This is a genomic window from Bradyrhizobium sp. AZCC 1721, from assembly GCF_036924715.1.
GTDB lineage: Bacteria > Pseudomonadota > Alphaproteobacteria > Rhizobiales > Xanthobacteraceae > Bradyrhizobium.
Genome location: NZ_JAZHSB010000001.1, coordinates 6,552,384 through 6,573,869, shown reverse-complemented (window position 1 = coordinate 6,573,869; position 21,486 = coordinate 6,552,384). Strand labels below are relative to the sequence as shown.

The following is a 21,486-nucleotide window of genomic DNA, read 5'->3' as shown; positions in this document are numbered from 1 at the left end:
TTTGCACGAACGCCGATGACCCATCCCGGCGAGCAGTTCTATCCGGAAGGCGTCCGCTGGGACGATCAGATCGCGCGCGGTACGCTGCCGGATCTATTGTCGACGGCCGCCGCCGAGTTCGCTTCGCGGCCGGCCATCGAATTCCGCGACCGGCCGATCAGTTACGGCGAACTCGGAGCGTTGGTGGAAACCGCCGCCAGCGCCTTCCTCCGCGCGGGCTACGGCAAGAACAGTTCGGTCGCGCTGTTCCTCGGCAATTCGCCCGATCACCCGATCAATTTCTTCGGTGCACTGAAGGCCGGCGCCCGCGTCGTGCATCTGTCGCCGCTCGATGGCGAGATCGCGCTGTCGCACAAGCTTACTGACTCGGGCGCGCGGGTACTGGTTACCAGCAATCTGTCGGCGCTGTTGCCGACTGCGCTGAAATTTCTCGCTCACGGACTGCTCGATCGCCTGATCGTTTGCGAGGACGATCATTGGGGCAAGGTCGGGACGCCGCAGACGGCATTGCCCGATAATCCGAAGATCCTCACCCACAAAAAATTCACTGACGGTGCAGCAAAACCGGCGCAATGGCCCGCGATCTCGGCCGACGACGTCGCGTTGCTGCAATATACCGGCGGCACTACCGGATTGCCGAAGGGCGCGATGCTCAGCCACGGCAATCTGACGTCGGCGGTGTCGATCTACGACGTCTGGGGCAGGCCGTCGCGCGCCGAGCGCAACGCGGTCGAGCGCATGATCTGCGTGCTGCCGCTGTTTCATATCTATGCGCTGACGGTGGTGCTACTGTCGGCGATCCGGCGCGGTCATCTGATCTCGCTGCATCAGCGTTTCGACGTCGAGGCCGTGATGCGCGATATCGAGATCAAGCGCGCCACCTTTTTCCCCGGCGTGCCGACCATGTGGATCGCGATCGCAGCGCTGCCGGACCTCGACAAGCGCGATCTGTCTTCGCTGGTCAGCGTTGGCTCGGGCGGTGCACCGCTGCCGGTCGAAGTCGCACGGATCCTGGAGCAGAGGGTCGGCATGAAGCTGAAGAGCGGTTGGGGCATGACCGAGACCTGCTCGCCCGGCACCGCACACCCGAAGGAGGGGCCCGATAAGCCAGGCTCGATTGGCCTGATGCTGCCCGGCATCGAGATGGACGTGGTGTCGCTGGAGGATCCGACCAAGTTGATGCCGGTGGGCGAAACCGGCGAAATCCGCATCCGCGGCCCGAACGTCTTCAAGGGATACTGGAACCGGCCGAAGGAAACCGCGGAAGCCTTTGTCGGCGACCGTTTTCTTACCGGTGATATCGGCTACATGGACGCCGATGGCTATTTCTATCTGGTCGACCGCAAGAAGGACATGATCATCTCAGGCGGCTTCAACGTCTATCCGCAGATGATCGAGCAGGCGATCTATACGCATCCTGCCGTGCAGGAAGTGATCGTGATCGGCATTCCCGATGATTACCGCGGCGAGGCCGCAAAGGCGTTCATCAAGCTGCGCGCGGACGCCAAGCCTTTCACGCTGGATGAACTGCGTGCCTTCCTCACCGGCAAGCTCGGCAAGCACGAACTGCCCGCCGCGCTCGATTTCGTCAGCGAACTGCCGCGCACGCCGGTCGGAAAGTTGTCGCGCCACGAATTGCGGATGCAGCAGCAGCCGTCGCAGGCTGCGCCATCGAAACAACAAGCCGCATCAGGAGGTCGTTCCTAAACTCCGCCGTCGTCCCGGCCTCGAGCCGGGACCCATACGCCGCGGCCTTGCTTGGGGCACATGGGGAGACGGCTTTGCCAATCACAGAAGCCGGTGGTTATGGGTCCCTGCGTTCGCAGGGACGACGGAAAAGAGAGTTCACGTTACCAAAGAGTCTAATTCGCTCACAGGAGGATCCGATGGATCTCGCTTTCAGCAAGGAAGAAATCGCGTTTCGTGAAGAAGTGAGAGCCTTCTTCCGGGATAACGTACCGCCGGAAACGCGGCGCAAGATGGTCGAGGGCCGTCATCTCTCCAAGGATGAGATGGTCGCCTGGTGGCGCATCCTGAACAAGAAGGGCTGGGGCGTCTCGCACTGGCCGAAGGAATATGGCGGCACCGGCTGGAGCTCGGTGCAGCAGTACATTTTCAACGAAGAGCTGCAGATGCATCCGGCGCCGGCGCCGCTCGCCTTCGGCGTCAGCATGGTCGGCCCGGTCATCTACACCTTCGGCAATGAGAAGCAGAAGCAGCAATACCTGCCGCGCATCGCCAATGTCGACGACTGGTGGTGCCAGGGCTTTTCGGAGCCCGGCTCGGGATCGGACCTCGCCTCGCTCAAGACCAAGGCCGAGCGCAAGGGCGACAAGTACATCATCAACGGCCAGAAGACCTGGACCACGCTGGCCCAGCACGCCGACATGATCTTTTGCCTGTGCCGCACCGACACGTCAGCGAAGAAGCAGATGGGCATCTCCTTCATCGTGTTCAGCATGAAGTCGAAGGGCGTCACGGTGCGGCCGATCGAGACCATCGACGGCGGCCACGAGGTCAATGAAGTGTTCTTCGACGACGTCGAGGTGCCGGTCGAGAACCTGATCGGCGAGGAAAACAAGGGCTGGGATTACGCAAAATTCCTGCTCGGCAACGAGCGCACCGGCATCGCCCGCGTCGGTGTCTCCAAGGAGCGGCTGCGCCGCATCAAGGAGCTCGCCTCCAAGGTCGAACAGAACGGCAAGCCCGTGATCGAAGACCAGGGTTTCCGCGAGAAGCTGGCGGCCTGCGAGATCGAGCTGAAGGCGCTCGAATTGACGCAGCTCCGCGTCGTCGCCGACGAGGGCAAGCACGGCAAGGGCAAGCCCAACCCGGCGTCTTCGGTGTTGAAGATCAAGGGTTCGGAAATCCAGCAGACCACCACCGAACTTCTGATGGAAGTGATCGGCCCGTTCGCCGCGCCTTACGACGAGCATGGCGACGACGCCTCCAACGAAACCATGGATTGGACCGCCCAGATCGCGCCAAGCTACTTCAACAACCGCAAGGTCTCGATCTACGGTGGTTCCAACGAGATCCAGCGCAACATCATCACCAAGGCGGTGCTGGGACTGTAGGCAAGATAGCGCCAGAACAACGCACGTCGTCCCCGCGAAAGCGGGGACCCAGTACGCCGCGGCGGTCGTGATTTACGAAGAACGCCGGTGAATACTGGATCCTCGCATTCGCGGGGATGACGACTGTGGGGGGCGCGGATGCCCGCGCATGACGACGAATTTGGTTAGCCGGAGAAAGAAAACAACATGGATTTTGATTTGTCCGAGGAGCAGCGGCTTCTCAAGGAAAGCATCGACGGTCTGTTGACCGATTCCTACGATTTCGATGCGCGCAAGAAGTACCAGAAGGAGAAGGGCGGCTGGAGCAAGGCTGTCTGGGGCAAGCTCGCCGAGCAGGGCCTGCTGGGCCTGCCGTTCGCGGAAGCCGACGGTGGCTTCGGCGCCGGCGCGGTCGAGACCATGATCGTGATGGAAGCGCTCGGCAAGGCGCTGGTGCTGGAGCCGTATCTCGCCACCGTCGTGATCGGCGGCGGCTTCCTGCGCCATGGCGGCTCGGCCGAGCAGAAGGCTGCGCACATCCCCGGCATCATCGACGGCAGCAAGACCTTTGCCTTCGCGCAGCTCGAGAAGAACTCGCGCTATGATCTCGCCGACGTCTCGACCACGGCCAAGCAGAAGGGCGGGGCTTACGTGATCGACGGTGAAAAATTCGTCGTGCTCAACGGCGAGAATGCCGACACGCTGATCGTGACCGCGCGTACCAAGGGCAGCCGGCACGACAAGACCGGCATCGGTGTGTTCCTCGTGCCAGCCAACGCCAAGGGTGTCACCCGCAAGGGCTATCCGACCCAGGACGGGCTGCATGCCGCCGACATTACCTTCACCGGCGTCGAGGTTGGCAGCGACGCCGCGATCGGCGATCCCGAGAACGGCTTGCCGCTGATCGAGCGCGTGGTCGATGAAGCCCGCACCGCGATGTGCGCGGAAGCCGTCGGTGCGATGGATGAATCGCTGAAGACGACCGTCGAGTATCTCAAGACGCGAAAACAGTTCGGCGTTCCGATCGGCAGCTTTCAGACTCTGCAGCATCGCGCCGCCGACATGTTCGTCGCCCTCGAACAGGCCCGCAGCATGTCGATGTTCGCGACCATGGCGGCCGATTTCGAAGACGCCAGGGAGCGTGCGACCGCGGTTGCCGCTGCCAAGGTGCAGATCGGGAAGTCCGGAAAATTCATCGGCCAGCAGTCGATCCAGCTCCACGGCGGCATCGGCATGACCCAGGAAGCCAAGATCGGCCACTACTTCAAGCGCCTGGCCATGATCGAGAATATGTTTGGCGACACCGATTACCACCTCCGCCGCGTCGCGGAAGGTGGGCTGGTGTAAGCCAAATTGTCATTGCGGGGCACTGTGTTGCCCCGTCATTGCGAGCGAAGCGAAGCAATCCATAGTGCCGCGCTGGGATAGATGGATTGCTTCGTCGCTGCGCTCCCTTGCGCAAACGCTTCGCGTTTGTCGCAGGCAATGACGGGGAGAGAGTTAGGGAGAGAAAACAACAATGAAAAATACCCCGTTCGATCTCACCGGAAAAGTCGCCGTCGTCACCGGCTCCAGCCGTGGCATCGGCCGTTCCTCCGCCGAACTGTTGGCAAAGCTCGGGGCCAAGGTCGTGATCTCCAGCCGCAAGGCGGATGCCTGCGAGGAAGTGGCCGAAGGCATCAAAAAGGCCGGCGGCGACGCCCATGTCATCCCCTGCAACATCTCGCGCCGCGAGGAGGTCGAGGCGCTGATATCGGGCACGACAAAGCATTACGGCAAGGTCGATATCCTCGTCTGCAACGCCGCGGTGAACCCCTATTACGGCCCGCTGCTCGATATCAAGGACGAGGCCTTCGACAAGATCATGGGCAGTAACGTCAAGAGCAACATCTGGCTCTGCGCGCTGGCGATCCCGCAGATGGCGGAGCGCGGCAACGGCTCGGTGGTGATCATCTCGTCCATCGGCGGCATGCGCGGCTCGACTGTGATCGGCGCCTACGGCATTTCGAAAGCGGCGGATTTCGCGCTCTGCCGCAGCCTTGCCGGCGAATGGGGCCCAAAGGGCGTCCGCGTCAATTGCGTCGCGCCGGGCCTCGTTAAAACCGATTTCGCCCGCGCGCTGTGGGAAGACGCCGAAAACCTAAAACGCCGCACCGCCACCACGCCGCTGCGCCGGATCGGCGAGCCGGATGAAATCGCAGGCGCCGTGGCGTACCTCGCCTCCGATGCATCCACCTTCATGACCGGCCAGACCATCGTGGTGGACGGCGGCGTGACCACGGCGGCGACGTAGTTTCCACCGTCGCCCTGCGAACGCAGGGACCCATACCGCGTTGTGCCCTCGGTTAGCACGAGATGGCAGACGTTCTTCGTCAAACCAAAGCCGGTGGTTATGGGTCCCTGCTTTCGCAGGGACGACGACGGAGATATTATTGACCTTCGCCTCCCAATCGGATTGCCTCTCCGCAACCAACAATCCTTCGGGGAAGCAGCGTCATGTCCTTTGTGCTGGCCATCGATCAGGGCACCACGTCCTCGCGCGCCATGGTGTTCCGCAGCGATATTTCCATCGCCGCCACGGCGCAGCAGGAATTCCCGCAGCATTTTCCGGCGTCGGGCTGGGTCGAGCACGAGCCGGAGGACATCTGGACCTCGACGTTACAGGTCTGCCGCGAGGCGCTGGAAAAGGCTGGCCTTAAAGCGCAGGACATCGCCGCGATCGGCATCACCAACCAACGCGAGACCACGGTGGTGTGGGATCGCGCCACGGGGCAGGCGGTACACCGCGCCATCGTCTGGCAGGACCGCCGCACTGCGGATATCTGCGCCAGGTTGAAGAGCGAAGGCCACGAGCCCGCGATCTCGGCCAAGACCGGCCTGATCATCGATCCCTATTTCTCCGGCACCAAAGTCGCATGGATGCTCGATCACGTCCCGGGCGCGCGCGAACGCGCCGGGCGCGGCGAACTGATGTTCGGCACCGTCGATTGCTATCTGCTATGGCGACTGACCGGCGGCAAGGTGCACGTCACCGACGCCACCAACGCCTCGCGCACGCTGCTGTTCAACATCCACACCGGCGACTGGGACGACGAGCTCTTGAAAATCCTGCGCGTGCCGCGCTCGATGCTGCCCGAGGTCAAGGATTCCTCCGCCAAGTTCGGCGAAACCGTACCCGACCTGTTCGGCGGCGCGATCGCCATCTCCGGCATCGCCGGCGACCAGCAGGCCGCAACCATCGGCCAAGCCTGCTTCACGCCCGGCATGATCAAGTCGACCTACGGCACCGGCTGCTTTGCCCTGCTCAACACCGGCACCACGCCGGTCGCCTCGAAGAACAAGCTGCTCACCACCATCGCCTATCAATTGAACGGCAAACGCACCTATGCGCTCGAAGGCTCGATCTTCGTCGCGGGCTCGGCGGTGCAATGGCTGCGCGACGGCCTCGGCATCATCAAGCAGGCATCCGAAACCGGCCCACTCGCCGACAAGTCCGATTCCATGCAAAGCGTCTATCTGGTCCCGGCCTTTGTCGGGCTCGGCGCGCCTTACTGGAATCCGCGCGTGCGTGGCGCGCTGTTCGGCCTGACCCGCAACACCGGTCCGGCCGAACTCGCGCATGCCGCCCTCGAAAGCGTCTGCTACCAGACCTTCGACCTCTGGGCCGCGATGCGCGCCGACTGGCCGGACGCCACCGCCGCCAACATCGTGCTCCGGGTCGACGGCGGCATGACCGCTTCCGACTGGACCATGCAGCGCCTCGCCGACTTGCTGGATGCACCGGTCGACCGGCCGAAGATCCAGGAGACCACAGCGTTAGGCGCCGCCTATCTCGCCGGGTTGAACGCCGGCGTCTACCCCGAGCCCGCAAAATTCGCCGACAACTGGCGGCTCGAACACCGCTTCAAGCCGGCGATGAGCAAGGCGACGCGCGAGCGGAAACTGGCGGGTTGGGCGAGGGCGGTGAAAGGCGTGCTGGCAAGCGATGAAGGGGAGTGACTTCAGTTGATCGTGCCCGATGGCTATTCGGACGTTCCCGCCGGCAAGATCGCGGCCGTCGTCACGCATCTGGAGATGACCGAACGGCCCGCGCCGCGTTCCGATCCGCCCCGAGCCTGGTCGCTGCGTCGGGTGGAGATGCCGCCGCTCGATTGGTTTCGCGATCTCTATCGTCGCGTCGGCGAGGAATGGCTGTGGTTCTCGCGAATGCAGATGCCCGACGCCGAACTCGCGGCACGGCTTCATTCGCCGCAGTTCGAAGTCTACGTGCTGGTCGATGACAACAGCGACGAGGGCCTGCTGGAACTGGATTTTCGCGAGCCCGGCCAATGCGAGATCGGTATGTTCGGTGTCACCGCAAAACTGATCGGCACCGGCGCCGGCCGCTGGCTGATGAACCGCGCGCTGGAGCTCGCATGGTCGCGGCCGATTAACCGCGTTTGGCTGCACACCTGCACCTTCGATCACCCCGCCGCGCTCGCCTTCTACCAGCGCTCGGGGTTTCGCGCGTTCCGACGGCAGGTCGAGGTCGTCGACGATCCGCGGCTCGACGGCACCGCACCGCGCGATGTGGCGAAGCATGTGCCTGTAATCGAGTGAATCTGTCGCGCATCCTCATCCTCGGTCGTCATCCCCGCGGAGGCGGGCATCCAGTATTCCAGAGACGTTTCGGCAGAACCGAGCCGCCGCGGCGTACTGGATATTCGGCCTTCGCGGAGTATGACGACGTGTGTGGGGGCGTCGTCAGAACACTCTCAAAACATCTCCTGCTTGACCCGCGCCAGTGAGAACCCGCGCCGGTCGGTGTTGAAGCAGGTCACGCCGGCCTGCTCCGACGTGCACGTAAATCCCCCGCGCTGCCAGACCTCGCCGTAGGCCAGCACCGGCAGTGATTTGTCCATCACGGTGTCACCATGGCAGATGCGGGCGGCGGGGCCTTTGGCGTTCATCTCGAAGGCTTGGCCGTAATCGAGGTCGCAATCGGTAGGCCTCCGCGGCTTGGTTTCCATGACGCTGAGGTCGCAGCGGAGCACGTTCTGCTTGTCGTAGTCGAAATACTGGCAGGCGATGTTTTTGGATGGCGACTGGAAGCCGGTGACGGCGGATTGGGCGTGCGCTGGTGCGGCGAGAACCAATAGCGAGAGCGCGGGAAAGATCGGCCGCAAGCGAAGCATGATGTGTGACTCGTGGGTTGCAATAGGCTTAAACGTACTTAGGATGACGTGCGGCGCAACCCAAAGCAACCTCGTCAAGCCCGGCCATGACGAGCGGAGAGCACAACAACCATGATCCTGATCGGCCAATACGACTCCCCCTTCGTCCGCCGCGTCGCCATCGCCATGCGGCTGTATGACATCTCTTTCGAACACAAGCCGTGGTCGACCTTCGGCGACGCCGACAAGATCGCGCCCTATAATCCGCTGCGGCGGGTGCCGACGCTGGTGCTTGACGATGGCGAGGCGCTGATCGAAAGCGCGATGATCCTGGATCATCTCGACGATCGCGTCGGCCCCGAGAAAGCAATGATCGCCTCGCGCGGCGAGACGCGGCGGCGGCATTTGCGGATCGCGGCGCTGGCGATGGGACTCGGCGACAAGGGCGTCAGCCTGCTGTACGAGCGCGTGCTGCGAAAGGAGAAGCAGCTCGATCTCTGGGTCGAGCGTTGCAAGTCGCAGATATCAGGCGTGCTCGACGTGCTGGAAAAGGAGCGCGCCGCGGTCAAGACGCCGTATTGGTTCGGCGAAAACATCGGCCACGCCGATATCGCAGTCGCCTGCGTGCTGCGCTTCACCGGCGAGGCGCATCCCGCGCTGTTTGACGCGCGCTATCCGGCGCTGAAGGCGCATTCCGAGCGGTGCGAGGCGCTGCCGCCGTTCAAGGAAATCGTGCAGCCGCTGGCGCCGCCGAGCGGCGATTGAGCTGGACGGGGCCGCGCCCGGCCACGGCCGCGGAGCCAGCCCAATCCTACTTTGCATGGGGTTGTTTTCGCGATTTTTTCAGGCCGGGGTGCGGCGCGTCCGGGGAATCGCACCGCCGGGCGGCCAGCCTCGCTTTCACACCTTAGGCCGCATCGCCTCCGGCGTATCCGGCTGCGCCAGCGGATGGGCTTTTTCAAATTCCGGCAGCGCCATCGCCGTCTCGAAAATGCGCTTCACGGTCGGATAGGTCGCCAGATTGACCTGCTGGTTCAGCGCAGCAGTGACATGGCCGACCATGCAGATGTCGGCGATGGTCGGCGCATCGCCATGGCAGAATTTGCCGGTGCCCTTGTGGTCGGCAAGATGTCCCTCCAGCGCTGCCAGCGTCTCGGCGATCCAGTGCCGCCGCCACGCCGCCTGCTGCGTGTCGCGCAGATTCAGCTCGTGGTCGAGGTAGCGCCGCACCCGCGGCGTCAGCAGCGGGTGGCCCTCGCACGCCACCATCAGCGCCAGTGCGCGGACGCGGGCGCGGCCGGCGAGGTCGGAGGGCAATAGCGGCGGGGAGGGATATTTCTGGTCGAGATATTCGAGGATGGCGAGCGACTGGAACAGCGTGGTGCCGTCATCTTCCACCAGCGCCGGCAACGCCATCTGCGGGTTGATCCGGCGATACTCGGGATCGCGATGCGCGTTGGCGTCGAGGTCGACGAAGATCACTTCGACCGGAACATTTTTCAGATTGAGCGCGATGCGAACGCGAAAGCTCGCCAGCGATCGCCAGAAGGAAAAGAATTTCATGGGGCCTCCGTCTCTCTTCCCCTCTCCCCTTGTGGGAGAGGGTGGATCAATCGTGCGAAGCACGATTGAGACGGGTGAGGGGTTCTCTCCGCGGATAGAACCCCTCATCCGGCGCTTCGCGCCACCTTCTCCCACAAGGGGAGAAGGGAAGAAAGCGAGTTATCCAGCTCCCACGGCCTTCTTCCGCCAGGCGAGGTGCACGGCGCAGGTGCAGCCGGGGGGATGCGAGGCGACGTCGTTGGCGGGGACGATCTCCGCCACCGGTGCCTTCGTCGCCGTCTGCTGCTGCGAAGGGATGTAGTTCAGCACCGGGGCCAGCCAGCGCTCGGTCTCGGCGACGCTCATGCCCTTGCGCGCGGCATAGTCCTCGACCTGGTCGCGCTCGATCTTGCCGACGCCGAAATAGAAGCTTTCGGGATGGGAGAAGTAAAGCCCTGATACCGACGAGCCCGGCCACATCGCAAAGCTCTCGGTCAGCTTCACGCCGGCAGTCTTTTCCGCATCGAGCAGGCGGAACAGCGTCGCCTTCTCGGTGTGGTCGGGCTGCGCGGGATAGCCGGGCGCCGGGCGAATGCCGGTATATTGCTCGAGGATCAACTGGTCGGAGGTCAGCGCCTCGTCCGGCGCATAACCCCAGAATTCCTTGCGGACGCGCTGGTGCATCCGCTCGGCAAAGGCTTCGGCGAGGCGATCGGCCAGTGCCTTGCACAGGATCGAGGAGTAATCGTCATTGGCATTCTTGAAGCGGTCAGCAACCGCGTCCTCGCCGATTCCTGCCGTGACGACAAAGCCGCCGACATAATCCGATACGCCGGACGACGCAGGCGCGATGAAATCCGACAATGCGGCGTTGAAGCGGCCCTCGCGCTTCTCCAACTGCTGACGCAGCGTATGGAAGGTCGCGATCTTCCGCTTGCGGCTGTCGTCGGCATAAACCGCGATATCGTCTCCTTCCGCATTGGCCGGCCAGAAGCCGATCGTTGCACGCGCCGTGAACCACTTCTCCTTGATGATCCGCTCGAGCATTTTGCGTGCGTCGTCATAGAGCGAGCGTGCGACCTCGCCGATCTTGGGATCGTCGAGAATGGCCGGGAAGCGCCCGGTCAATTCCCAGGTCTGGAAGAACGGCGTCCAGTCGATGTATTCGGCAAGCTCGGCCAGATTATAGGCGTCAAAAGTCTTGAGCCCCAGGAATGACGGCTTCTTCGGCGGCGTTTTCACAAAGTCCGCCTTGACCGCATTGGCGCGGGCATCCGCCAACTTAAGCCGCTTCTTGTCGGCCTGTGCGCGCAGATGCGCGGCCGAAATCTTGGCGTATTCGGCGCGGATGTCGGCGGCATAGGCCTCGCGCCTGTCCGGCGAGAGCAGCGACGACGCGACGCCGACGGCGCGGCTGGCGTCGTTGACATGCACCACCGGTCCGCCCGGATAGTTTGGGTCGATCTTGACCGCGGTGTGGACGCGGCTCGTCGTCGCGCCGCCGATCAGCAGCGGCATCTTCATGCCCTGCCGCTCCATCTCGCCGGCCAGAAAGCTCATTTCGTCGAGCGAAGGCGTGATCAGGCCCGATAGCCCGATGATGTCGGCGCCTTCGGCTTTCGCCGTCTCGATGATCTTGGTCGCCGGCACCATGACGCCGAGGTCGATCACCTCGAAATTGTTACATTGCAGCACGATGCCGACGATGTTCTTGCCGATGTCGTGGACGTCGCCCTTCACGGTAGCGAGCACGATCTTGCCGGCGGCATTGCGGCCGTCGCCGGTCACGCCATTGGCGAGGTTGCGCGCCTTCTCTTCTTCCATGAACGGCATCAGATAGGCGACCGCCTGCTTCATCACGCGCGCCGACTTCACCACCTGCGGCAAGAACATTTTGCCGTCGCCGAAGAGGTCGCCGACGATGTTCATGCCCGCCATCAGCGGGCCCTCGATGACGTTCAGCGGGCGTTCGACCGTCAGCCGCGCGGCCTCGGTGTCTTCCTCGATGAATTCGGTGATGCCATGCACCAGCGCGTGGCTCAGCCGCTTTTCGACCGGCCATTCGCGCCAGGCGAGGTCCTGCTCTTTTGTCTGCTTCTCCTTGCCGCGGAACTTTTCCGCCAGCGCCAGCAAGCGCTCGGACGCGCCGGGGTCGCGGTTGAGGATCACGTCCTCGCACACCTGGCGCAGCTCGGGATCGATATCGTCATAAACGATCATCTGCCCGGCATTGACGATGCCCATGTCCATGCCGGCGTGGATGGCGTGATACAGAAATACCGAGTGCATCGCTTCGCGCACCGGCTCGTTGCCCCGGAACGAGAACGACAGGTTCGAGACGCCGCCGGAGACATGCGCTCCCGGCAGGTTCGTCCGGATCCAGCGCGTTGCCTCGATGAAGTCGACGCCGTAATTGTTATGCTCGTCGAGGCCCGTCGCGATCGCAAAGATATTGGGGTCGAAGATGATGTCCTCGGGCGCAAAGCCGACCTCGTTAACCAGGATGTCATAGGCGCGCTTGCAGATTTCGGTCTTGCGCGCGAACGTGTCGGCCTGGCCGATCTCGTCGAACGCCATCACCACGACGGCCGCGCCATGGCGGCGCGCGATGCGGGCCTCGTGGATGAATTTCTCCACGCCTTCCTTCATCGAGATCGAGTTCACCACCGGCTTGCCCTGAACGCATTTCAGGCCGGCCTCGATCACATGGAATTTCGAGGAATCGACCATCACAGGGACGCGCGCGATATCCGGTTCGGCGGCAACGAGGTTGAGGAACGTCACCATCGCGGCTTCCGAATCCAGCAATCCCTCGTCCATGTTGACGTCGATGATCTGCGCGCCGTTCTCGACCTGGTCGCGCGCCACCTGAAGTGCCGCGGCGTAATCGCCCGCGGTGATCAGCTTGCGGAATCTCGCTGAGCCCGTGACATTGGTGCGCTCGCCGACGTTCACGAACGGAATCGCCGGCGTCAGTTCGAACGGCTCCAGCCCTGACAGCCGCAGCCGCGGCTCGATCACGGGCACGATACGCGGCTTGTGCGGAGCGACCGCAGCCGCAATCGCGGCGATATGGTCCGGCGTGGTGCCGCAGCAGCCGCCGACGATGTTGACGAGGCCGGCTTCCGCGAACTCGCCGATCAGCCGCGCCATGTATTCCGGCGTCTCGTCGTACTGGCCGAACTCGTTGGGCAGGCCGGCGTTCGGATAGGCGCAAACCAGCGTGTCGGCCACGCGGCCGATATCGGCGATATGGGCGCGAAGGTCTTCCGCGCCGAGCGCGCAGTTGAAGCCGACGGTGATCGGCTTGGCGTGGCGGATCGAATTCCAGAATGCTTCCGGCAATTGGCCGGAGAGCAGGCGGCCGGATTTGTCGGTGATGGTGCCGGAGATCATCACGGGCACGTCTATGCCGCGTTCCTCCGTGATTTCCGAAATCGCGTAAAGCGCCGCCTTGGCATTCAGCGTGTCGAAAATGGTTTCGACCAGCAGCAGGTCGGCGCCACCGTCGAGCAGGCCATTGACCTGCTCGCCATAGGCCTTGCGCAAATCGTCGAAGGTGACGGCGCGATAGCCGGGGTTGGAAACGTCGGGCGAGATCGAGGCGGTGCGGTTGGTCGGGCCGAGCGCGCCGGCAACGAAGCGCGGCTTGCCGTCCTCGGCCGAGACGCGCATCGCTGCGGCGCGGGCGAGTTTTGCGCCGTCACGGTTCAGCTCATAGGCGAGGTCCGACATGTCGTAGTCGGCCTGCGCGATCGAGGTGGACGAAAACGTGTTGGTCGCGACGATGTCGGCGCCGGCGCGCAAGTAAGCGGCGTGGATGTCCTCGATCGCCTCCGGCTGCGTCAGAATCAACAGGTCGTTGTTGCCTCGGACGTCGCGATGGAAGTCCTTGAAACGCTCGCCGCGAAACGCTGTTTCGTCGAACTGCAGGCCCTGGATCATGGTGCCCATGGCGCCGTCGAGCACCAGGATGCGTTCGCGGGCGGCGGCGAGCAGGGCAGTTCGCTTCGGCGAAACCTTCGGAATCGAAACACTCATCGGATCAGGCGGCTTTCTGTGCGCCATTGGGGCGAATGCCCAGCAAATGGCTGATCGCGAACACGAGGTCCGCGCGGTTCATGGTGTAGAAGTGAAAGGTGTCGACGCCGTGCTTGGCGAGCTTTTGCACCTGGCCGGCGGCCACGGTGGCGGCAACGAGCTTGCGGGTCTCGGCGTCGTCATCCAGGCCTTCGAATTTGTCCGCCAGCCAGGCCGGCACCGTGGTGCCGGCGCGGGTCACAAAACTCCGCGCCTGCTTGAAATTGTGCATCGGCATGATGCCGGGGACGATCGGAATATCGATGCCGCGGGCGCGGACGCGATCGAGGTAGCGGAAGTAGAGATCGTTATCGAAGAATACTTGCGTAATGGCTCGCGCCGCGCCGGCGTCGACCTTGGCCTTCAGCGTGTCGATGTCGGCGTCGATGGTCGGGCTCTCCGGATGTTTTTCCGGATAGGCGGACACCGAGATTTCGATATCTGGATAACGCTTCTTGATGCCTGCGATGAGATCAGGCGAGCTCTGGTAGCCGTCCGGATGTGCACGATAGGCGGTGCCGATGCCGGTGGTGGGATCGCCGCGCAGCGCTACGATATGGCGGACGCCGATCTCGTGATAGCGCGCCACCACGTCGTCGATCTCGCCCTTGGGCGCGCCGACGCAGGTCAGATGCGCGGCAGGCGTTAGCCGCGTCTCTTTCAGGATGCGGGCAATGGTCGAATGGGTCCGCTCGCGGGTCGATCCTCCGGCGCCATAGGTCACCGAGACGAAATTGGGGGCAAGCGGCGCCAGCCGGTTGATGGTCTCCCACAGGCTCCGCTCCATCTCTTCGGTCTTGGGCGGAAAGAACTCAAAGGAGATCTTTGGCGAATGCAGCGCGCGATGGCCGTCGAAAGCGGGGGGCGTAACCTCGGTCATGGCACTTCACAAAGCTCCGAAACAATGGGCCGGACGTCAGCCGTAGCGACGATGGGCTAAAATAAGCGAAGCAGGGCGGGCCAAACAGCCCATTGTGGATGGGAAGTAGCCCAATATGTGCAAAATACACGAAATTTTGGTCTTGGTAGAAGGGGTGAGTGGGCTGTGATTATAATAAATTATATAGCAAAAACAATTAATAAGAAAAAGGTTGGTTGTGGAGGAGGTGTATTTGGCGGTGGGCAGTGGCGTAATTGTCGAATTTGTCACATTTCATCCCACTCCGGTGTTGCGATGTGGCGCTCCTTTCCCCACAAGCGCGGGCCTGATCTGCGCCGGCCAGGCCTTTGTCGGCTTCGCTTGCCGCATTAGCTTAGCGCCATGATTCCGCTTTCCGTTCTCGACCTCTCCGTCGTCACCACAGGCACAAAACCCGCCGCCGCGCTGCAGAACAGCATTGATCTCGCGCGCCATGTCGATGGGCTCGGCTATGTCCGCTACTGGCTCGCCGAGCATCACAATCTGGCGTCGGTGGCGAGCCCCGCGCCTGATTTGATGATCGGGCAGATCGCCGCGGTGACCAAAAACATCCGCGTCGGCTCCGGCGGCGTGATGCTGCCCAACCACGCGCCGCTGGTGGTGGCCGAGCGCTTCAAGATGTTGGAAGCGCTGTTTCCCGGCCGCATCGATCTCGGGCTCGGCCGCGCGCCCGGCACCGATGGCGCGACCGCCCATGCGCTGCGCAGCCGGCTCGACCGCCGCGAGGGCGACGATTTTCTCGAACGGCTGAGCGAACTGGTGTTGTGGGAGACCCGCGGGTTTCCGGCCGGCCATCCCTACAACAATGTGGTGGCGATGCCGGACGACACGCCGCTGCCGCCGATCTGGCTGCTCGGCTCCTCCGACTACAGTTCGGAATTGGCGGCGCAAGTCGGCATGGGCTTCGCGTTCGCGCATCATTTTGCTTCCTACGACGCGATTGCGGCGATGACGAACTACCGCAGCCACTTCAAGTCGTCCGGCTGGCGGGAAACCCCACACGGCATTCTCGCCGTTGCGGCGGTCGCCGCCGAGACCGATGCGGAGGCTGAGAAGCTTGCCTCCTCGATGGACCTCAACCGCCTGCGCCGCGATCGCGGGCAATACCTGCCATTGCCGAGCGTCGAGGAAGCGCTGGCCTATGATTACACCGACGCCGAGCGCGCCTCGGTCATGCGCAACCGTTCGCGCCTGTTTGTCGGCAGCCCCGCAACCATCATGGCGAAGCTGCAGCCAATGATTACCGCCAGCCAGCCGGATGAACTGATGATCATCACGGCGGTGTACGACCACGACGCGCGGAAGAAGTCGTACAGCCTGCTCGCGGAAGCGTTCGGGCCGAGCAAGAAAGCCGCCGCCTAGATCGTGATGACTTTTCTGCGAATCTGTATCTCATTCTCTTGAGCATTCCTGCTTTTTCAGCATTCCTGATCTGCATGCCTGCGTTTGTTCGAGCCTCAAAAGCAACCAAGCGTTGTCAAGGAAGTTGTTGAAGTCTCCAGAAGGAGACAAGCCATGGAACTGAAATCTGTAGTTGTTGGGTTGGCCGCCCTCGGCGGCGTTATGCTCGCCGCCGGCTCAGCTTCCGCCGCGATGCCGAACGGGCTTCCGCATGCCGACCAGATCTCACGCCAGGCCGCTGATGTCGAGCAGGTCCGCTGGGTCTGCAATGCCTGGGGTCGCTGCTGGTGGCGTCCGGGTCCGAGATGGTACGGCGGCGCCTATGGCGCTTGGGGCCCGCGCCCCGTGTGGCGCCCGGGATGGCGCGGCGCCTATGCTTGGGGCGGGCCAGTTTGGCGCCCGCGGCCGGTGTGGGGTCCGCGTCCAGGATGGGGGCCGCGTCCAGGGTGGGGCTGGAACGGCCGGTGGTGATCGGAGAGGGGGCGCACGCCGGCTGATAACGCCGCGAGTACCGCTTTCATAATATATCCGTATCCGCTGCACCGCTAATGCCGCGCAACTCGCCGCTCGCTGGTAAGCGTCTGGCCGCTGCACGTCACGAATCTGCGCTCTCCGCGCCCACGGCAGCAGTCGCGCCGGGAGACGCGAACAGATGCCTGTGCGTTCCTTAATCCTGCTTCTCGCTAAAGGTCGCGCGGAACGGGTGGCCGGGATAGACGCCGACGATGCGGAATTCGCGCGAGAAGAACTTTAGTTCTTCCAGCGCGAAGGCGAGGCCCTTGTCCTCGGGATGGCCGTCGACGTCGGCATAGAACTGCGTCGCAAAGAAATTGCCGTCGACCATGTAGCTTTCCAGCTTGGTCATGTTGACGCCGTTGGTAGCAAAGCCGCCGAGCGCCTTGTAGAGCGCAGCGGGCAGGTTGCGCACCCGAAAAACAAAAGTGGTGACCAGCGGGCCCGAGCCTTGTTTCGCCCAGTCGGCCTCGCGCGCCAGCACCACGAAGCGCGTGGTGTTGTGCGCTTCGTCCTCGACGTCTTCGGCCAGGATATCGAGGCCGTAGATTTGCGCCGCCAGCCGGGACGCGATCGCGGCCACGCTTCTGTCGTTGCGTTCGGAAACGTCGCGCGCGCTGCCGGCGGTGTCGGCGGCGACGATCGGCTTGATGCCGAGCTTGCGGATGATGCGGCGGCATTGGCCGAGCGCATGGACGTGGCTCTCCACCGTCTTGATGTCGGCGAGCTTTGTCCCCTTCGGCGCCATCAATTGATGGCGGATCGGCAAAAACCATTCTCCGACGATGAACAGACCGGACGCCGGCAGCAAATGATGGATGTCGGCGACGCGCCCCGCCACCGAATTCTCGATCGGGATCATGCCGAGATCGGCCTCGCCCGAAGCGATCGCCGACAGCGCGTCCTCGAAGGTCGCACACGGCATCGGCTCGGCGTCGGGATAGGCCTCGACGATGGCGATATGGGAATTGGCGCCAGGCTCGCCCTGGAATGCGATTTTCAGCTTTTTGGTCATGTTGTCTTTCCTGGCGGGCCTTTTAGCAGCCGACCAGGCCTTGGCTATAGCGTTTTCAAGCGAAGTGGATACCGGTTCGCGTGAAGAAAACGCGTCAAAACAAAAGGATAAAGCCTCGTTCAATCAGAATGAGGCTTTAGTAGCTCACGGGCGGTTTCGAGGTCGGCCGGGGTATCGACGCCGCGCGGCACGCTATCGACGATGGTGATGTCGATCCGCATCCCGGCTTCCAGCGCGCGGAGCTGTTCGAGCTTTTCCTGCTGCTCCAGCGGGGAGGGAGCCAAGGTCACGAACCGCTGCAGCGCGGCGCGGCGGTAAGCATAGAGGCCGATATGGTGGTAGCGCGGTCCGTCACCGTGAGGCGCGGTGGCGCGGGTGAAATACAGCGCGCGCAGCCGGTTTGGACCGATCGGCGAGCCGATCGCCTTCACCACACTCGGCGCCCGGTCCTCCTCCTCGGTGTGGATCTGCGAGGCCAGCGTCGCGATGTCGACCGCGGGGTCGTCGAGCGGCGGCAGCGCGGCGCGGATGGTGTCCGGCATGATCGTCGGGAAATCGCCCTGCAAATTGACCACGATCTCCGCCTTGCCGGCCGGGTCGAGCGCCAGCATGGCCTCGTGGATGCGGTCGGAGCCGGAAGCGTGGGAGGCACGGGTCATCACCGCCTCGCCGCCGGCAGCTCGCACCGCGTCGGCGATCTCCGGCGTGTCGGCCGCAACCGCGACCCGGCCGATTTTGGCTTCTTCCGCCCGCCGCAGCACATGCACGATCATCGGCAGGCCGGCGATATCCAGCAGCGGCTTGCCCGGTAGCCGGGTCGCCGCCATCCGGGCGGGAATCAGCACCAAAATACGGGAATCGGTCATCGTCTGAAGGCCCGGCGGGATAGCTGGTTTTGATGGGGATGGGACGAAATTCGGCGCGTTTATACGGGTTGCCAGAGCCCGGGCAAACCGATATCTCAACCCCTGCTGAGGGTGCGGCGCGAAAGGCTGATTCCTCACGCCCACCCGCGGCCGTTTTGCCGGCCTTCAGTCGACCTTTCCGGCCTGGAGCCTGATCCGTTATGGACTCCTTCGAACTCAACAAGATTCTTGGTGCCGTCCTTGGCACCTGCATTCTTCTTCTGGTGACGAGCTTTGCCGCCCAGGCGATTTTTGCGCCCGCGAAGCCGGAAAAGCCGGGCTTCGAGATCGCCGTGAAGGAAGACACCTCTCACGCAGCCAAGGAAGCGGCAGCTCCCTCCGAGCCGATCGAGAAGCTTTTGCAGACCGCGTCCGTCGAGAAGGGCACGGCTGCGGCCAAGAAATGCGCCGCCTGCCATACGTTCGAAAAGGGCGGCCCCAACCGCGTCGGACCCAATTTATACGGCGTCTTGAACGAGCCGAAGGGTCAGGGTCGCGGCGGGTTCAACTTCTCGGCCGCCTTGAAGGGCAAGGGCGGCACCTGGACCTATGATGACCTCAACAAGTTCCTCGCCAATCCCAAGGCCTTCGTTCCGGGCACGGCGATGGGCTTTGCCGGTATCCCGAAGGACAGCGAGCGCGCCGACGTGATCGCCTATCTGCGCAGCCTCTCGGAAAACCCGGCTCCGCTTCCGACGGCGGCGAAGTAATATTTCGTCAGTCCGGGACTTCGCCACGACATGACGGCCAGGCATTGCCTGGCCGTTTGCATATGAGGGATCGCATTGTTGCTATCGGAGTTGTTACCGGGACTTTTCGCCGCAGCGGCGGTGTTCCCAAGCTGCTATCATGAGGAAAAAGCAACGTAATTCGTCGAACCCTTGCCTTATATTAGGTCCTCACTAGCTCGGCCTTGTTGTTTGCGTGGTTCGTGGCAGGGGCGGCGAACTTCGAAACAACGGATACTGGCGTCAGCAACAGGAATTCTGCATTTGGCCATTACCCGACGACATCTTCTCCAGGGCAGCGCAGTTGCCGCCATGGCACCCGCATTGGGGCTAGGCATCCCCGAAATTTCGCCGGCTCACGCGCAATCGGACGCGGGCGAACTGGTCTTTCGGCACGCGCTGTCGCTGTTCGGCGAGATCAAATACCCGGCCGACTTCAAGCGCTTTGACTATGTCAATCCGGAGGCTCCGAAGGGAGGCACCGTACGCCAGATCCAGATCGGTACGTTTGACAACTTCAACCTTGTGGTTGCCGGCGTCAAAGGCTCGCTGGCAGCCGGCGTTCAGTTGATCTACGAATCTCTCATGACGCAGTCGCTGGACGAGGTCTCGACCGAGTACGGCGAATTGGCCGAAGCCGTAAGCCACCCCGAGGATTTCTCCTGGGTGACCTATCGCCTCCGGCGAGAGGCCAAATGGCATGATGGAAATCCCGTCACGCCTGACGACGTGATCTTCTCCCTCAATTCGTTCAAGCAACATCATCCGCAGTACTCGGCCTACTATCGCCATGTGGTGAAAGCTGAAAAGGTCGGTGATCGCGACATAAAATTCAGCTTCGACGCGCCCGGCAATCGCGAACTCCCGCTGATCGTCGGACAACTCACGATCTTGCCGAAGCATTGGTGGGAGGGCACCGACAGCGAAGGCCGCAAGCGCGACGTCTCCGCGACAACGCTGGAGAAGCCGCTAGGCTCGGGCCCCTACCGCATCAAGGAGTTTGTCCCGGGAAGGACGCTGACGCTGGAGCGGGTGAAGGACCATTGGGGACGCGATCACAGCACGTATGTCGGCCGCAACAATTTCGACGAGCTGCGCCTGGAATATTTCCGGGACTCGACGGTCGCGCTCGAGGCGTTCAAGGGCGACCAGGTTGATTGGCGTACCGAAAACAGCGCCAAGAACTGGGCAACGGCCTATGACTTTCCGGCCGTCAATGACAAGCGCGTGCTGCTCGAGGAGTTTCCGAACCGTAGTTCCGGAATCATGCAGGCGTTCGCGCTGAATATCCGGCGTGACCAGTTCAAGGATCCGCGGGTGCGTCGCGCACTGAATTATGCGTTCGACTTCGAGGAAATGAACAAGCAGATATTCTTCGGTCAGTACAAGCGCATCAGCAGCTATTTCGACGGCACAGAACTGGCTTCAAGCGGCCTGCCGCAAGGCAAAGAGTTGGAAATACTCGAGGCCGTCCGCGCGGAAGTGCCACCCGAGGTATTCGCCAAGCCCTTTACCAATCCGGTCGGCGGCAGTCCCGAAGCGGTTCGCGAAAATCTTCGTGAGGGGCTGCGTCTACTGAAGGAAGCCGGCTATGAGGTGCGCGAGCGCAAGCTGGTCGATAGTAAGACGGGAGCGCCATTTGCGCTCGAATTGCTTGGTGCAGAGCCGACCTTCGAACGGGTCATGCTGTTTTTCAAACCTTCTCTGGAGCGGCTAGGTATCGCGGTCAGCGTGCGCACGATCGATCCGACACAGTATGAAAACCGCCTTCGTAGCTGGGATTTCGATGTCGTCGTCTCGTCGTGGGCGGAATCGTTGTCGCCCGGAAACGAGCAGCGCGAATATTGGGGTTCGCAGGCGGCGGACATGGCGGGTTCGCGCAATATCATCGGCATCAAGAATCCCGCGATCGACAAATTGATCGAGCGGGTGATCTATGCGAAGGGCCGGGAAGACCTTGTTGCAGCGACCAAGGCGCTGGACCGCGTGCTGCTGTGGAATCACTATGTCGTGCCGCAGTGGAATTATCCCAAGGTCCGGACGGCGCGTTGGGACCGTTTCGGCCGTCCGACCGAACTGCCCAAATACGGCCTGTCCGGCTTCCCCGCGATCTGGTGGTATGATGCCGACAAGGCGGCAAAGATCGGAAGACGGTCTTGAAGGATATCCTGCGC

General features: G+C 62.8%; 16 protein-coding genes. 10 read left to right on the top strand and 6 right to left on the bottom strand.

All coding sequences use genetic code 11. From position 1 onward, the window contains the following. Window positions 1–15: 15 nt before the first annotated feature. From pimA to V1273_RS31375, 6 genes are all read left to right on the top strand, one after another. Window positions 16–1,707 carry a dicarboxylate--CoA ligase PimA gene (gene pimA, locus V1273_RS31400; RefSeq protein ID WP_334411864.1) on the top strand — a complete coding sequence of 564 codons (1,692 nt, stop codon included), beginning with the start codon at window positions 16–18 and terminating at the stop codon, window positions 1,705–1,707. A 179-nt stretch (window positions 1,708–1,886) separates the two neighbouring features. After that, window positions 1,887–3,077, top strand: coding sequence for a pimeloyl-CoA dehydrogenase large subunit (gene pimC / locus V1273_RS31395; RefSeq protein WP_334380059.1), 1,191 nt, complete (start codon window positions 1,887–1,889; stop codon window positions 3,075–3,077). Between the two features lie 186 nt (window positions 3,078–3,263). Beyond that, entirely contained in the window at window positions 3,264–4,403 is a 1,140-nt protein-coding gene (pimD, locus tag V1273_RS31390) for a pimeloyl-CoA dehydrogenase small subunit (RefSeq protein ID WP_334411863.1), read from the top strand. A 172-nt stretch (window positions 4,404–4,575) separates the two neighbouring features. Continuing rightward, on the top strand, window positions 4,576–5,349 hold the full coding sequence (locus V1273_RS31385) for an SDR family NAD(P)-dependent oxidoreductase (RefSeq protein WP_334411862.1): 774 nt from the start codon (window positions 4,576–4,578) through the stop codon (window positions 5,347–5,349). A gap of 203 nt (window positions 5,350–5,552) precedes the next feature. Then, window positions 5,553–7,055 (top strand): glycerol kinase GlpK, encoded by a 1,503-nt coding sequence (gene glpK / locus V1273_RS31380; RefSeq protein WP_334411861.1) that lies wholly within the window; start codon window positions 5,553–5,555, stop codon window positions 7,053–7,055. A 6-nt stretch (window positions 7,056–7,061) separates the two neighbouring features. After that, window positions 7,062–7,655, top strand: a complete 594-nt coding sequence (locus V1273_RS31375; RefSeq protein ID WP_334411860.1) for a GNAT family N-acetyltransferase — start codon at window positions 7,062–7,064, stop codon at window positions 7,653–7,655. Between the two features lie 155 nt (window positions 7,656–7,810). On the opposite strand, the gene V1273_RS31370 is transcribed toward V1273_RS31375, so the two are convergent. Further along, window positions 7,811–8,230 (bottom strand): DUF6636 domain-containing protein, encoded by a 420-nt coding sequence (locus V1273_RS31370; protein WP_334380064.1) that lies wholly within the window; start codon window positions 8,228–8,230, stop codon window positions 7,811–7,813. 111 nt (window positions 8,231–8,341) lie between these two features. On the opposite strand from V1273_RS31370, the gene V1273_RS31365 reads away from it, so the two are divergent. Then, window positions 8,342–8,974 (top strand): glutathione S-transferase family protein, encoded by a 633-nt coding sequence (locus V1273_RS31365; RefSeq protein ID WP_334411859.1) that lies wholly within the window; start codon window positions 8,342–8,344, stop codon window positions 8,972–8,974. 135 nt (window positions 8,975–9,109) lie between these two features. Here the strand turns inward: V1273_RS31365 and maiA are convergent, their stop codons facing one another. The 3 genes from maiA to metF all read right to left on the bottom strand — a co-directional run bounded on the left by maiA (window position 9,110) and on the right by metF (window position 14,711). Beyond that, window positions 9,110–9,772, bottom strand: a complete 663-nt coding sequence (gene maiA, locus V1273_RS31360) for a maleylacetoacetate isomerase (protein ID WP_334411858.1) — start codon at window positions 9,770–9,772, stop codon at window positions 9,110–9,112. A 159-nt stretch (window positions 9,773–9,931) separates the two neighbouring features. Further along, a complete protein-coding gene (gene metH, locus V1273_RS31355) occupies window positions 9,932–13,792 on the bottom strand; it encodes a methionine synthase (RefSeq protein WP_334412296.1) in 3,861 nt (1,286 codons plus the stop codon). Between the two features lie 4 nt (window positions 13,793–13,796). Continuing rightward, window positions 13,797–14,711, bottom strand: a complete 915-nt coding sequence (metF, locus tag V1273_RS31350; RefSeq protein WP_334411857.1) for a methylenetetrahydrofolate reductase [NAD(P)H] — start codon at window positions 14,709–14,711, stop codon at window positions 13,797–13,799. 381 nt (window positions 14,712–15,092) lie between these two features. On the opposite strand from metF, the gene V1273_RS31345 reads away from it, so the two are divergent. After that, the gene (locus tag V1273_RS31345) at window positions 15,093–16,112 is read left to right on the top strand and encodes an LLM class flavin-dependent oxidoreductase (protein WP_334411856.1); all 1,020 of its coding nucleotides are present in this window, start codon (window positions 15,093–15,095) and stop codon (window positions 16,110–16,112) included. Between the two features lie 706 nt (window positions 16,113–16,818). On the opposite strand, the gene V1273_RS31340 is transcribed toward V1273_RS31345, so the two are convergent. Continuing rightward, complete coding sequence (locus tag V1273_RS31340; protein WP_334365225.1) at window positions 16,819–17,679, bottom strand: prephenate dehydratase; 861 nt, start codon at window positions 17,677–17,679, stop codon at window positions 16,819–16,821. Between the two features lie 119 nt (window positions 17,680–17,798). Next, the gene (locus V1273_RS31335) at window positions 17,799–18,545 is read right to left on the bottom strand and encodes a 3-deoxy-manno-octulosonate cytidylyltransferase (protein WP_334411855.1); all 747 of its coding nucleotides are present in this window, start codon (window positions 18,543–18,545) and stop codon (window positions 17,799–17,801) included. 200 nt (window positions 18,546–18,745) lie between these two features. Between V1273_RS31335 and V1273_RS31330 the strand changes: the two genes are divergently transcribed. Continuing rightward, entirely contained in the window at window positions 18,746–19,294 is a 549-nt protein-coding gene (locus V1273_RS31330; RefSeq protein WP_334411854.1) for a c-type cytochrome, read from the top strand. Window positions 19,295–19,576: 282 nt separating this feature from the next. Further along, complete coding sequence (locus V1273_RS31325; RefSeq protein ID WP_334411853.1) at window positions 19,577–21,472, top strand: extracellular solute-binding protein; 1,896 nt, start codon at window positions 19,577–19,579, stop codon at window positions 21,470–21,472. Window positions 21,473–21,486: the final 14 nt, after the last annotated feature.

Excerpts from the sequence above, each read along its gene's own strand:
- pimA (WP_334411864.1), top strand. The coding sequence starts at position 16 with ATGACCCATCCCGGCGAGCAGTTCTATCCGGAAGGCGTCCGCTGGGAC.
- pimC (WP_334380059.1), top strand. The coding sequence starts at position 1,887 with ATGGATCTCGCTTTCAGCAAGGAAGAAATCGCGTTTCGTGAAGAAGTG.
- pimD (WP_334411863.1), top strand. The coding sequence starts at position 3,264 with ATGGATTTTGATTTGTCCGAGGAGCAGCGGCTTCTCAAGGAAAGCATC.
- V1273_RS31385 (WP_334411862.1), top strand. The coding sequence starts at position 4,576 with ATGAAAAATACCCCGTTCGATCTCACCGGAAAAGTCGCCGTCGTCACC.
- glpK (WP_334411861.1), top strand. The coding sequence starts at position 5,553 with ATGTCCTTTGTGCTGGCCATCGATCAGGGCACCACGTCCTCGCGCGCC.
- V1273_RS31370 (WP_334380064.1), bottom strand. The coding sequence starts at position 8,230 with ATGCTTCGCTTGCGGCCGATCTTTCCCGCGCTCTCGCTATTGGTTCTC.
- V1273_RS31365 (WP_334411859.1), top strand. The coding sequence starts at position 8,342 with ATGATCCTGATCGGCCAATACGACTCCCCCTTCGTCCGCCGCGTCGCC.
- maiA (WP_334411858.1), bottom strand. The coding sequence starts at position 9,772 with ATGAAATTCTTTTCCTTCTGGCGATCGCTGGCGAGCTTTCGCGTTCGC.
- metH (WP_334412296.1), bottom strand. The coding sequence starts at position 13,792 with ATGAGTGTTTCGATTCCGAAGGTTTCGCCGAAGCGAACTGCCCTGCTC.
- metF (WP_334411857.1), bottom strand. The coding sequence starts at position 14,711 with ATGACCGAGGTTACGCCCCCCGCTTTCGACGGCCATCGCGCGCTGCAT.
- V1273_RS31345 (WP_334411856.1), top strand. The coding sequence starts at position 15,093 with ATGATTCCGCTTTCCGTTCTCGACCTCTCCGTCGTCACCACAGGCACA.
- V1273_RS31340 (WP_334365225.1), bottom strand. The coding sequence starts at position 17,679 with ATGACCAAAAAGCTGAAAATCGCATTCCAGGGCGAGCCTGGCGCCAAT.
- V1273_RS31335 (WP_334411855.1), bottom strand. The coding sequence starts at position 18,545 with ATGACCGATTCCCGTATTTTGGTGCTGATTCCCGCCCGGATGGCGGCG.
- V1273_RS31330 (WP_334411854.1), top strand. The coding sequence starts at position 18,746 with ATGGACTCCTTCGAACTCAACAAGATTCTTGGTGCCGTCCTTGGCACC.